Source organism: Arenibacter sp. ARW7G5Y1 (assembly GCF_003201775.1).
Taxonomy (GTDB): Bacteria; Bacteroidota; Bacteroidia; order Flavobacteriales; family Flavobacteriaceae; genus Arenibacter.
On sequence record NZ_QJJZ01000012.1, the window covers coordinates 94,059 to 107,079 of the forward strand.

General features: G+C 40.5%; 8 protein-coding genes. All 8 read right to left on the minus strand.

The features are described from left to right. Positions 1-87: 87 nt before the first annotated feature. Positions 88-1,041 carry a sialate O-acetylesterase gene (locus C7972_RS16565; protein WP_110357289.1) on the minus strand — a complete coding sequence of 318 codons (954 nt, stop codon included), beginning with the start codon at positions 1,039-1,041 and terminating at the stop codon, positions 88-90. Beyond that, the gene (locus tag C7972_RS16570) at positions 980-2,557 is read right to left on the minus strand and encodes a sulfatase (protein WP_110357290.1); all 1,578 of its coding nucleotides are present in this window, start codon (positions 2,555-2,557) and stop codon (positions 980-982) included. The genes C7972_RS16565 and C7972_RS16570 overlap by 62 nt, the downstream gene beginning before the upstream one ends. 50 nt (positions 2,558-2,607) lie before the next feature. Beyond that, positions 2,608-5,655, minus strand: coding sequence for a M64 family metallopeptidase (locus C7972_RS16575; RefSeq protein WP_110357291.1), 3,048 nt, complete (start codon positions 5,653-5,655; stop codon positions 2,608-2,610). 635 nt (positions 5,656-6,290) lie between these two features. Then, a complete protein-coding gene (locus tag C7972_RS16580) occupies positions 6,291-7,694 on the minus strand; it encodes a sulfatase (RefSeq protein ID WP_110357292.1) in 1,404 nt (467 codons plus the stop codon). Positions 7,695-7,731: 37 nt separating this feature from the next. After that, on the minus strand, positions 7,732-9,588 hold the full coding sequence (locus C7972_RS16585; RefSeq protein WP_110357293.1) for an arylsulfatase: 1,857 nt from the start codon (positions 9,586-9,588) through the stop codon (positions 7,732-7,734). Between the two features lie 78 nt (positions 9,589-9,666). Next, positions 9,667-10,899: an ROK family transcriptional regulator gene (locus tag C7972_RS16590; protein WP_110357294.1), complete on the minus strand. Its 1,233-nt coding sequence runs from the start codon at positions 10,897-10,899 to the stop codon at positions 9,667-9,669. Between the two features lie 271 nt (positions 10,900-11,170). Continuing rightward, complete coding sequence (locus C7972_RS16595; protein WP_110357295.1) at positions 11,171-11,674, minus strand: hypothetical protein; 504 nt, start codon at positions 11,672-11,674, stop codon at positions 11,171-11,173. Between the two features lie 120 nt (positions 11,675-11,794). Then, positions 11,795-13,018, minus strand: a complete 1,224-nt coding sequence (locus C7972_RS16600; protein WP_110357296.1) for a Xaa-Pro peptidase family protein — start codon at positions 13,016-13,018, stop codon at positions 11,795-11,797. Positions 13,019-13,021 lie beyond the last annotated feature (3 nt).

Consider the following 13,021-nt stretch of genomic DNA (forward strand, 5'->3'; position numbering starts at 1 on the left):
TAAATGTATTTTTAAGCGGGATTGGCCAAAGCCGAAGTAATTCGCAAAGCAAACTCCATTGCCATTGCCCTTTATTTAGGATGGGGTTTATGGATTGGCCTTGCCCCTATTATTCTTAATCAAAGCCAACATTCGCTTTCCCATTTTTTTACCCAACCAAATATTGGACTCTGAATTAAAATGGGTATTGTCCTTCAATGTTTCCAATTTATCGGTATTGATGATACGCACATTTCTATCCGCTGCCGCTACCCTGTCTTGAGCTGCTTGGACCACTTTGGTATAATCAAAATTCCACGGTGTCTTTCTTAAGAGACCTATGGAAATCCGCCCCATAACAATGGGCAAGTCATTTTTAGCCGTTTGCAACCTTACGTCCTTATAAAGGGTTTTAAGGTTCTCTTCATAAGCATTTGCCCATTCCAAAAACTCTGCATCGGATTCCCCTTGCATCCAGAGCATGCCACATATTTCATAAGAAATTCCCCGCCCCTTTAAATCCTCTAGGGCGTTTTCCATATTTTGAAGAAATCGAACGTACATGGGCTGCCCCGGAAGCCAATGTTTCCAAAGTTTGGTACCACCTCCCGATGTCTTTACTACGGCTATGGTATGTTTCGGATATTTTTTGGCAAGTTCATGGGAAAATGCAATTTCGGGTCCGAACTTAAACTTCCTCCTTTCGGCAAAGGAATCGGTACCCAAAGGTACCCACATTTTCTTTTTGTTATCCCAGGTTACACTATTTTCCGGGTGTACAATATAGTCCTCGGGGAGCTCTTCCAACTTACCGGTCCCGTCCATATTGGACTGGCCGCCGAGTATAAATAACTTTACTGGCCTTGTTGTATCTATTTGGCCCACACAGCCCATTGCCGTAAAGAAAAACAGCAGCTTTAGTATTGGGAAATCTTTTATATTCATTTTTATATAATTACTTATGGGAATCAAGGTATTGGCCTTCCCCTCTAGGATCATATTAATTTGTCTCCAAAGCAACAGTGTCCTTATACTGCTCCCGTAGCCCCTCCAATTTGGCATGAAGCTCCTTGGTTATATCAGCATACCCTTCTTCTCCGTACAAATTGCGCATCTCGGTGGGATCCTCCTTTAGATCATATAGCTCCCATTGATCTATATTATTATAAAAGTGAATCAACTTATACCTATCTGTCCTCACCCCGTAATGTCTTTTCACGGAATGCGGGCCAGGGTATTCGTAATAGTGATAGTACAATGCTTCCCTCCATTTGGGCACCACCTTACCTTCCAAAATTGGCAACATAGATTCCCCTTGCATTTCCTCTGGCACTTCCACTCCTGCCAATTCTAAAAATGTAGGTGCATAATCTATATTTTGCACCAATTGATCTACTGTTCCCTTTTTAAACCTAGATGGCAATTTCATCAACAAAGGGGTGCGAAAAGACTCCTCGTACATAAATCTTTTGTCGAACCAGCCGTGCTCCCCCAAATAAAACCCTTGATCGGAAGTATAAACTACCAAGGTGTTCTCTGCCAAACCATTTTCTTCCAAATAATCCAAAATCTCACCAACACTGTCGTCGACAGAAGCAATACATCTTAGATAATCTTCAAGATATCTTTGATACCTCCATTCCATCAATTCCTTTCCACTGAGGTTGGCTTGTTTAAAATATTCAATCTCCTTATCATATGCCTTATCCCAGGCCGCACGCTGTTCCGGGTTCATACGATTGATCTGAACTTCAAAATATTTACGCAGTGGTCCGTCTATTTCTCCTTCCTTATCATACATTTTAAGATCGTTTACAGGACAGAAGTCCTTTATGTGCATCTTCTGGCTTGCTGCGGCCGTCCTATTATCATAATCGTCGTAAAAATTATCGGGAAGGGGAAACTTAACATCGTTGTATTTCTCCAAATAAGTAGTATCTGGCATCCAACATCTATGCGGAGCTTTATGATGCATCAACATTGCAAAGGGCTTTTCCTGATCCCTATTTTTTAACCAATCCAGACTAAACTTGGTAATAAGTCTGGTTACATAGCCTTCTACCCTGGATTTTTTACCCATTTCATTAAAATCCGGGTTATAATAATCCCCCTGTCCTGGTAAAATATTCCAATAATCGAATCCCGTAGGATCACTTCCCAAATGCCATTTTCCGATCATAGCGGTCTGATAACCCTCCCCTTGCAACAGCTTGGGAAATGTCATCTGACTTCCATCAAATTTTTGGCTATTGATCTGCTGTCCGTTTAAATGCGAAAATTTACCGGTAAGCATAACCGCCCTACTCGGGGAACATATGGAATTGGTCACAAAACTCCTGGTGAACATCACACCTTCGTTCGCAATCCTATCAATATTGGGAGTTTCATTTAATCCTCCGTTATAAGCACTCATGGCCTGATAGCCATGATCATCTGTCATAATGTAAATAATATTCGGCTTTTTATTCGCTACGGTTACCTTTTCATCCTTACAGGAAGACAGACCGACAATCACAATCAATCCAATAAGAATTAAACAAATATGAAATAAGGCAAAAGGTGTTTTTTTGTTGGACATTTAAAAAATTTAAGTGTTATATAAATTGCTACGTAATTATTGACAAGTTGTTAAAATTCCACATCCACAGTGGAAAACCATTTCCTTCTCAGGTATTCCTCCACGCCCTTTCTTTCCCATTCCTGCAGTTCCCTATCTATAAAAATCATTTCTGCTATGGAGCCCTCCCAAAGTCCTTCCGTTCTTGAAAGGCCAGAATCCGATTTGGATTCCAATTGCACAATAAGAATGGAAAAATCCATTGGATTTGGCGTATTAAAGGGGTCTATCTGCTTACCGTTCAAGTAAACCTTTCCATTTTTGGTCTTTGGATCTATATTGTCCTTATCAAAAATAGATTTCACGGGGTTCTTGCTTTTTCCCAACAAACCATTAGCCCCCCTAAAGAGACTTGTTCCCGGAAAGGACATACTACTTTCCTTATACACCATTATAATGGTTTGATAATCCTTAACCTCCTTTTGCATGAAGGACACCCACACATGATCAAAGGCGGCCACACCTTTTCCACTTAATTGATTTGGTTCGTATTTCATGAACAACTCATTGGAGTTTCTTCTAGTAGACCTATCCTTCCAATTTGGAACGGGGCCACGTGGTGTAACAAAATTATCCTCTTTCCCATTGCCATCAATATCGCTGGCATCGAACCACATTTTAATACTTTCGTACCCCAACTCCGATGGGTCAATGGCAATAGGTCTTTTCTCGGCCAAATTACCCACTGCAAAACCGACCCTATTACGGCTCTCTGCACGGGAAAGAATATTTTGTGCAGCCACATAATAATTACCCACCGCACTTGGAACAAAGGAAGTACCTATAGCCAAAGGGCTTTCATAGGTTTCACCTTTTTTACCGGTGGCGTCCTTAGAGTACCATTTGTAAGTATATCCCGAAAGAGGATCCACTACTGCCACGGCCCCGTCCTTATTCTCCAATTCTATTTTACCTATTTCAAAAGGATATACTTCGGGCACGGTTACGGTCCCCTGAACAGTATTTTCATTGCTATCGGTAACCACATAGCCATGCTCACCAGGAGCAAGATTGATTCTTTCCCGCTGTACCTTGGATTTGGACCTAACACTTGAGGGCACCCTTAAGTAATCGATATTGGGAATTGATTGCCCATTGGAAATAATTGCCACCTTATTTACGCCTTCCTTGAGGTACACCTTTAAAGTAGCCACATCCCATCCTGTGTACAATGGTCTTGTCTGGTTAAAGTGGATGGTTTTGTCTTCTGTTTTCCCATTGATGGAAATCAGGGCATCCGATCCCTTCATATCAATACCACCATAGACTACGTCAATAGGATAAAAACCACTATTGGCCACCTCTACATCCCATGAAACAAATCCCTCACCACCTTTACAATCCAGATATGAATTGTCACTCGCACTAAAAAGTTTTTTTATTTCGAAATCAGGAAGTTGAATGTCGGCATTCCCAGGCTCATAAATTAAATTATTCCCATATTCATATTCCGCATTCAACCATTGTACGGAATAAGGAGGCTGACCTCCACTAAAACTCAAAACTACAGATCCATTATCCCTATCAACTTCAGCAGCTTTTATATCGGCATCAACAACAATTATGGAATTGTTTTTTTTGCTTTTCTTGGATTTTTTACTGGATTTTGTATTCCCCAATCCACTTTCATAAATGGAAAAACGGGTTTTTTGAGTCCTGTATTGGCTATCGGTTACAACTACATCATAAATTCCCACCCCTACATCTTTCAAAGTGTCCGCAGTGCTTCCCGTAGACCATTGATAAATATAAGGCGGCATTCCTCCCGAAATCCCAGGCACAAGGGTAAACAAACAAGATTTTTTGTTTCCCTGCACAGTGCCTGAATTGACCAGTAATGGCGAGGCCTGCGAAGTTGGGGCCGTATTTGAGACATTCCATTTTACCTCAACCTTAGGGAATTGCGCAAAAGGTGGATCGGGCCTAATATTTGGCGTTTCATCCGTAATGGAACAGATTAGCTCATATTCTGCAATATCGCCAAATTCAACTTCAAGTTCATCAACACCAGTTGCGATCATCTTACCATTTAGAAACCATCTTACCACCTGGGTATTGGGTTCAGGAACAATATGATCTACTGCGAAACGAATCTTTTTACTTCCATTTATTTCAATCGATTTATTTTCTGGGGCACTGCTTTTTATAATATCAACCAGGTCATAAACCCTCATGGAAACCCTTTGGTTGCACACTGGGCACATTTCTTCCGTATTATCAAACACCCCGGCTCCCATTATACAGCCCTGGGCGGTAGATCTATAATAATCGACCAAGTGGTACTGATTTCCTTCAAAGGCCCCTATTTTATCAAGATATTCCGCCTCATATGGCGTTGGTAACGGTGTGGTAGGCTCAATCCATTTCCTCCATTTGATCTTATCCCTTTCATATTCCAGATCGGCGGAATATGTAGGAAAAGCACTGGTACCTGTTGCGGCCGTAGTATATTCATCCCCTATACTCATACAGGTATGGGAAATTTCATGCAACATTTTCCCAATACCGTTTCCTGCTATTACCGCGTTGCCCACCCTCTTCTCAAGATTTCGGGCTGCACCGCCCCCACCATTTTCCCTATTGGGCATTATAAGAAAGGTTACCCAACCCCTGTGTTCGTTCGCCCATGGCAAGAACAACCTGTCACGAATGGCATCCATCGCCTCCAGATCAATTCCCTTTTTCCATTCGGGAGTATCGGGCATCCAAAGGCCATAAACATTAAAAAAATCCTTGTAGTGGGAATAGGCCGTTTGAGCCCTTTCGTCCCCATAAGTAAGTGCAGCAACCAAAGACTCCTCTATATCCTTTACAAATTCACCCCTCATATCAGGTGAATTATAAGGTTCCTCATTCCTAGAAGTCCACTGGTTTACTATAACAATATTAATCCGATTATCCTTATCGCCAGTTATTTGAATAGGGATCAATTCCGACTTTTCTATAAACGCGTCAATTTGTGACTCGGTCCATTTTCCATTGGCCACCTCCCCCTTCTGGGAAAAACCCTGAAGAAAGGATAAAAAGGCAAAACAAACCAACGCATATAAATTTTTCATATCCAGCAAACCTCAAATTTAATTTTCAATCAATATCCTTCCTAAACATTCCCTGGGACCAGTAGAAAAATGACGCTCATATAAATCATCAATATTCACAAAAAGTTATTAAACTTACTTTTAATACTAATGTCAAATAATACATCTCACAAAATTAATAGTTGAAATTTGCATTATTGAACTAAAAATTAACCTATTTATGTACTATTTAAACTAAAAAATACAAATAACAGATAAATAGTACAATTATGAGCCACAAAAATAAAGAACTGAACCAGATGTTCCTATTATAAAAACATAATAATATGGATGAAATTCACGCTAAAAGCAGAATTAAGAATATATTATTATATAATCTTTAAAAAGTTTTAACACCAGGGAGGGTTTTCCCGCCCGTAGAACGGAATTGGCGTTCCAACTATACACTAGGGAGATGTTTCATAAACATTGATCATTTTATTTCCTTTTTGACACCCAAGCAAGAGGCATCAAATGTCTGTAGGTTGCCCACATTAGAACCCAAGGGTCATATGTAACCAAAAAAAATCCCGGACAACCTAAATTGTCGGAATTTTAATTTTTTGAACCAAATAACAAAAATATTGGAATTATATCGAATGGACTTTATCCGCTCTTTAATCCACTTTACGCTGTTTCATCAATTTAGCTACAGCGGAATCACATTTCTTGGAGTAGAGCCTTACCATGTCTTTATACTTATCCTCATAGGCCAAATTGTTCACCTCATTTACATCCTCTTTAAGATTATAGAGCTCAATAAATTCAGGGTTGGCCTCATACCTAATAAACTTCCAGGTATCATCTCTAAAACATTCCGTCTTGGGCAACAAGGTCTCCCCTTCCCTTTGATGCTCAAAAAAGGCCGAGGTTCGCCAATTTTCAGAATCGCCATCGTAAAAAGCCCTAAGACTTTCTCCCTGATATGTTTTTGGGATTTCCACGCCTGCCAAATCCAAGAGGGTTGGAGCGATATCCAAATTCAAGACCATCTCCTCAAACGTTTTCCCCCTTTCGGATTCTGCCTGCCTTGGGTCGTAGATCATAAGAGGTACGCGAAGCGACTGTTCGTGCATCAACCACTTTCCCGCAAAGCCACGTTCACCCAAATAGTAACCGTTATCGCCCATAAAGACTATAACAGTATTATCGGCCAAACCTTCCTCTTCCAGCGCGGCCCTTATCCTACCTATTACACTATCTACCGTACTGATCATCCTGTAATAGCCCTTGACCATTTTCTGAAACTTCTCAGGGGTATCATAGCGCCAATACCATCTCTTGCGATTCATGGAATGTTTCATAAATTCTGGTAAGGCCTCAAAAAAAGCAGGGTCTGCAGTTCCAGGGGTAGGAATTTCATTGTTTGCATATAAACTATCGGAATATTTCGGCCAGAAATATTGTTCTTCCGCACCGTCATCGGCATGTGGCGACCAAAAGGACAAGGAAAGACAAAAAGGAGTATCCTTATCACTTTTAATAAAATCGATTGCGTGATCACCGTTGATATCAGCCAGATGCTTCTCCTTCCCATCTACCATTTTCAGATATGGCCAAAAAGTCTTAATACTAGTATCAAAAATAGAATCCTCTATACCTTCGTTGACCTTTACACCAAACTTACCTATAAGACCGGTTCTATAACCCGCTTTTTTAAGTAGATAAGGGTAACTATCAAACATATAGGCATTGTTCAATTTGGGTTTTCCAAAATTAAAATCATGGGTTCTTTCGTATAGTCCCGTAAGAATGGTGGCTCTGCTTGCTGCACATATTGGCGTGGTTACAAAGGCATTTTTAAAATAGAGTCCCTCACTGGCCAAATTATCCATATTGGGGGTCTTTATTATTGGATTCCCAGCAAACCCAAGCGCATCCCACCGTTGATCATCGGTAAGAATAAAAATAATATTTGGCCTTTTCTTTGCAATTATTGCCTGTTTCTGTTCCCCCTCTTTACAGGATGATACAAGCACCAATAATAGAACTACAGAAACAACAGTTATAAATTTTCCCATCTTACTAAAATAAAACCAATCAACTTAAACAAACATTTTAATCAAAAAGCACTACTTTCTGCTCATATCCTTTTCTTAAAAGGTCATCTGGAACAGAGGGCACATATTCACTAATCTTTTGGGCGTCCCCAGCCCCCATATAATCCACATAGACAAAACCAGCTCCACCTACCTTGTCACTGCCCTTGAATCTAAAAGACGACTGAAAACAGGTAACTCCCGCTTTAAGATCCACCACGAACTTGGCAGATGTCATTTTTCCATCCAGTTGCACCGTTTGCTCAATATTACCAACTTTCAAGAAAGCTGTCCCTATGGCATCCTCCATTTCACCCTTGCCGTTCTCCTTTATTTTTTTGCCCGACTCCTTGGGCCACCTATTCACCTCTACCTCATACCTACCGTCACGAGCCACCTTAACCGTCCATATCTTTTCCCCATTCCTTGTATGCGCATCATGTGAATAAAGGGTAACCGGATTTTCATGTTCAGACCCTACGTACATTTTTGCATATTCACCAAAACCTACGGAAACATCCTGCCACCAGTCCTCATACCTTTTATAAAGCTCTTCAACCACCTCGGGGTTTTCTTCCACCACATTGACCCTTTGCCCTCCATCATTCTTAATATTGTACAATTCCTTTTCTTCCCTGTTTACCAACCTCCAATCTTTGGTAATCACCTGATATTCCTTATCTTTTACAGGATATTCTACACGTTGGTTGTGCACAATTACCGTTCTATCGTCATCCCACTGATTCAACTTACCGTTTAAAAGTGGCATTAGGCTTCTGCCATCCATCTTTAAACTATCTGCTCCTTTTAAATCACATAACTCTATTAGTGTAGGCAACACATCTATGTGTGCCGACAGGGCATCTATGTCTTTTCCGCCTTGTATCCCTCCATTGGGCCATCGAATAAAAAATGGAACTCTATGTGCATTCTCATAACCCCATATTTTGGCTCCTCGCATACCGGCAGTATACCCTTCCTCCACATAACCGGTTTCAAAATCCATTTCAACACCTCCAAACCACGGACACGGTCCATTATCCGTCATAAAAATGATGATGGTATTTTCCTCCAAGGCCAATTCCTTCACTTTGCGAAATAAGGTTGCAACATCTTCATCTATTTTTTCCACCATCCCGTAGTATTTTGCCAAACGCTCCGGAACTTTACCCTTAAACGGCTCAACATATTTCTCATCTACATATAATGGGGCATGCGGTAAATTGGTAGGGATATAACAAAAAAATGGCTCATCCTTATTTTTCTCAATGTAATCTATGGCCTCATTAAACCAAACCGTATTACAATAACCCTTATATTTTTGAAATTTACCATTGTGCTTATAGGTATCGTCATAATAGTCATTGCCCCAATAATCCGGGGATTGGCCTATTCCGCCCCCTCCATGTACCACAGCTTCCTGAAAGCCTCGGTCATTTGGCCTAAAGGGATAATTCTCACCTAGGTGCCATTTTCCAAAGACAGCGGTCTTATACCCATTGTCACTGAATACATCGGCCATGGTTACCATACCTTCCTTTAACAAAGACCTACCCCCTATAGTATGCCACACCCCCGCCCTGGCAGAATAATTACCCGTGAGCAAGGCAGACCTTGTAGGGGAACAGGAAGGGTCTACATGAAAATCGGTAAACCGCACACTTTCATTATAGAATTTATTCAAATTGGGTGTTTTTACATAGGGACTTCCAAGACTTGCCAGATCCCCATAACCCTGATCATCTGTCATTATAAGTATAACATTGGGTTTCTTGGGTCCGTCTACTTTTGACACCTTACTTTTAACGGCTTCCTTACAACTAAATAGTGCCATAACAAATACAGGCACTAAAAGAATATTTTTTAATTTTCCCATTTAATTTTTTTGATTATTTATATTCCTTTGGAAGAATAAGGAGAAAGATTGTTTCCATGTATTGGATACACGCCTGTTTTAGATCATATTACTCGACAACTCCAAGTTTAAAATTTTATTCAAAACCACGGAAACCGCACCAATTGAAGTTGCTTGATCCCCAAAGGTGGAAGGCTGAATATTTACCCTTGCATTACCTGCCAACAAATACTTGTCCCTTTTTTGATCAATCAAGTCAAAGAGCAGATCCCCGTTTAGTGAAATTCCCCCACCTATGTAAACGGTTTCCGGATTTAATAAATTAGCGATAGTCCCAATTCCCTTGCACAGATACTCGGCCACATCCTCATAAATCTTCATAGATGCCGGATCTCCTTTTTTAGCTGCCCTAGCCACTAACTCGGCCGTAATAAGATCTTCATTCCCCATACAAAGTTCCTTCAACATTTCCGACCTGTTCCCGGCCAAGACCTGCTTGCCCAACGAGGCTATCCTATGACCCGAAGCCAATGCCTCAAGACAACCATACATACCACATTTACACTGAACATCACTATCCGTATCTACAGGAATATGCCCAAACTCTCCCGCAAATCCAGAAAACCCTTTTAAAAGATTTCCTTCAACCACAAGCCCTGAAGCAATACCGTATCCAATATTTATTACTGCAAAATTTTTCTGATTTTCCTTTACTCCCATCTTCAACTCGCCCAATGCCATCAATCGAGTGGAATTATCATAAAAAAATGGAAGATCCAAATGTTTGCCCAGCTCTTTCCTTAAATCTATATTCGTCCAACCAAAATCGGGGGAAGATTCAATAATTCCAGTTTCACTATTGACCAAACCGGCCACACCAATACCAACTCCCCAGATAGTAGCCTCGGCTTCCTTCCTACTTTGAAGCTTATGAATCAATTTGACCACCTTGTCTACAATACTCGCAAAACCCTTTTCCAATTCTGTAGGAACTTGGATCTCGGATACGAAATTTGCATTTAAATCCACCATGCACCCCCTGATATAGGTGGCACCCAAATCTATCCCTATGATATAATTATTGTCGTTTTTGAATTTTACGATCAAGGGGGGCCTTCCTCCACTGGAATTGCCCACTCCTAGACTTTCAACCAAACCGTCTACATTTATCAATTCATCCACTATACGAGTTATGGATGGAGGAGTCAACCCAGACTCTTTGGCCAGGGCAGAGCGACTAATTTGACTGTTATGCTTAATAAGTTTTAAAACAACTTTTTTATTGGCAAGATGCAAAGAGGCCGCATCCATTTTTGCATATTCTTTTTTCATTCTTTGGATATTAACTAAACCAAAGATATTAAAATACCTTTCATAAATGGTTTTCCCTTAAAACTTTTTAAAAAAATGTATCCAATTTAAATAGTAAATACCAGATGTTTGCTAGTTTAATACAAATCACCCGCCTAACGACCCAAACAGTGGATATTACCCCTATTGCAACTAACTTATAATATAAGTATTAAAAAGAATCACGGATTATAACGTACATGAGTGGTGAAAGAATCTGAACTTGATTGTGGGCCAATTATTGGGATTAAGGTCACATTTTCCCCATGCCCAGCCATTCTTCCTTAGTTGCGGGTAATTTTTGGTGCTCGAGCATTAACTGCCATTTTCCTTTCTTTTTGGTCAAAAGTGCATCGAAATGGATAAACCTTACCACACGTTCGCCATTCTCGTCCAATAATTCATGCCTAAATATACCTCTTTCAAAAGCAGTGGTACTGTCGCCTGTCCGTTCTGAAAATCGAAAATCCAATTTCACCTTGGTTAGGCCTTTTTTGGTTTTTTCCAGTCCCTCCTTCCATTTATGCAATGCCTCCTTTAAAGGATAACACACCTCTCCCCTATCCGAAACCAAAATCCCATCTTCATGGAATGTTGTCCCATATCCCAAAACATCCCCGGCTTCCACTTTTTCCTTTACCACATTCCAATAGGTATTCAATTCGGTTATTCTGTTCTGGGCAATGACATTACAGCTGAAGAACAAGCCTATAAACATTACTTTTAAAAATGCCCTGACTTCCTTTTTATTTTTCATTTAATTATAGTTTTAAAACATTTAAATAGTTGATTTCAATTCAATGTATCTAAAATAATGGGCATTTTATGAATATTCCCACAAGATCAAAGATACACTTTGGGTATACAAAACCCGTGCTTATTGCTTTAGGACCTTAAAAGGATCGGAAATGGAATGAATGGGTTCCGTAAACCATTTTGGCCCTTCTTCGGTCATATAAATATGGTCCTCGTGGCGAATACCAAAATTGTCAGGAACACAAATCATAGGCTCAATACTAAAGCACATTCCTGGTTTTAAGGGAGTGTTATCATTTTTTACGATGTACGGCCATTCATGTATATCCAATCCAATGCCATGACCTGTTCTATGGGGAAGCCCCGGAAGTCCGTAATCCGGCCCCAGACCATGTGCCTCTATGACCGCTCTGGCCGCCATATCCACGGAGGCACATGAGGCCCCTAACTTCGCCGCTTTAAAAGCCGCTTGTTGGGCCTCCTTTTCTATGTTCCAAATACGGCCTTGTAAACTAGTTGGTTCCCCAAACACATAAGTCCGTGTTATATCGGAAATATAATCGTGCAACATGCAACCCGTATCGATCAGAACCACTTCCCCCGCCTCTAAATTTTTGGGAGCTTTAACACCATGGGGAAAGGAAGAATCCTTTCCAAATAATACAATGCAGAAATAGGATCCCGAGGGAATACCGTATCGAATATGCGCTTCATTAATAAAATTGGTTACCTCGTTGGCACTAATTCCTATTCTTAAAATCCTAGCAGTTGCCCTTTGTACCTCCATAGTGATATCCATGGCCTGTTGTATAAGATCTAATTCCGCTTGGGATTTTATCATCCGACAACCGGCTGTAATTGGTTTTGCATCAATTAAACCAAGGTTTGAATTGGCCTTCTGTATCCCATTTGATATAAAAAAAGGAGTTGACTCGTCCAAAAAGACCTGACCTTCATCGATACCTTTTTCTGCTATTACAGATGAAAATAATTTATAAGGGTTTTCATGTTCCTGCCAACAATTAATATGACCATCAACGATCATAAAATCCAATAGGGTCCCTTTTTCAAATTCAGGGGCAATATATTCCAAAGATCCATCTGCAAACAACAAGGCCCCAACCATGCGTTCACTGGAATTCCATCGCATCCCCGTAAAATACAATAAATTGGTCCCCGCATGCAAGTACATGACCTTAACGCAGTTTTGCTCCATTAATTGACATGCCTTCAATATACGGGCATTGTATTCTTCTATCTGTATGGGCAAAGCCATTTGGGCCCTTGGCGTCATAGCAGCCAATTCCTCTTCCATACTTGAACCTCCTATACCATAAGCCTTCATATA

Bases quoted from the DNA above. Each gene is read 5' to 3' on its own strand.
- C7972_RS16570 (WP_110357290.1), bottom strand. From the start codon at position 2,557: ATGTCCAACAAAAAAACACCTTTTGCCTTATTTCATATTTGTTTAATT.
- C7972_RS16600 (WP_110357296.1), bottom strand. From the start codon at position 13,018: ATGAAGGCTTATGGTATAGGAGGTTCAAGTATGGAAGAGGAATTGGCT.
- C7972_RS16585 (WP_110357293.1), bottom strand. From the start codon at position 9,588: ATGGGAAAATTAAAAAATATTCTTTTAGTGCCTGTATTTGTTATGGCA.
- C7972_RS16580 (WP_110357292.1), bottom strand. From the start codon at position 7,694: ATGGGAAAATTTATAACTGTTGTTTCTGTAGTTCTATTATTGGTGCTT.
- C7972_RS16565 (WP_110357289.1), bottom strand. From the start codon at position 1,041: ATGCCAAATTGGAGGGGCTACGGGAGCAGTATAAGGACACTGTTGCTT.
- C7972_RS16590 (WP_110357294.1), bottom strand. From the start codon at position 10,899: ATGAAAAAAGAATATGCAAAAATGGATGCGGCCTCTTTGCATCTTGCC.
- C7972_RS16595 (WP_110357295.1), bottom strand. From the start codon at position 11,674: ATGAAAAATAAAAAGGAAGTCAGGGCATTTTTAAAAGTAATGTTTATA.
- C7972_RS16575 (WP_110357291.1), bottom strand. From the start codon at position 5,655: ATGAAAAATTTATATGCGTTGGTTTGTTTTGCCTTTTTATCCTTTCTT.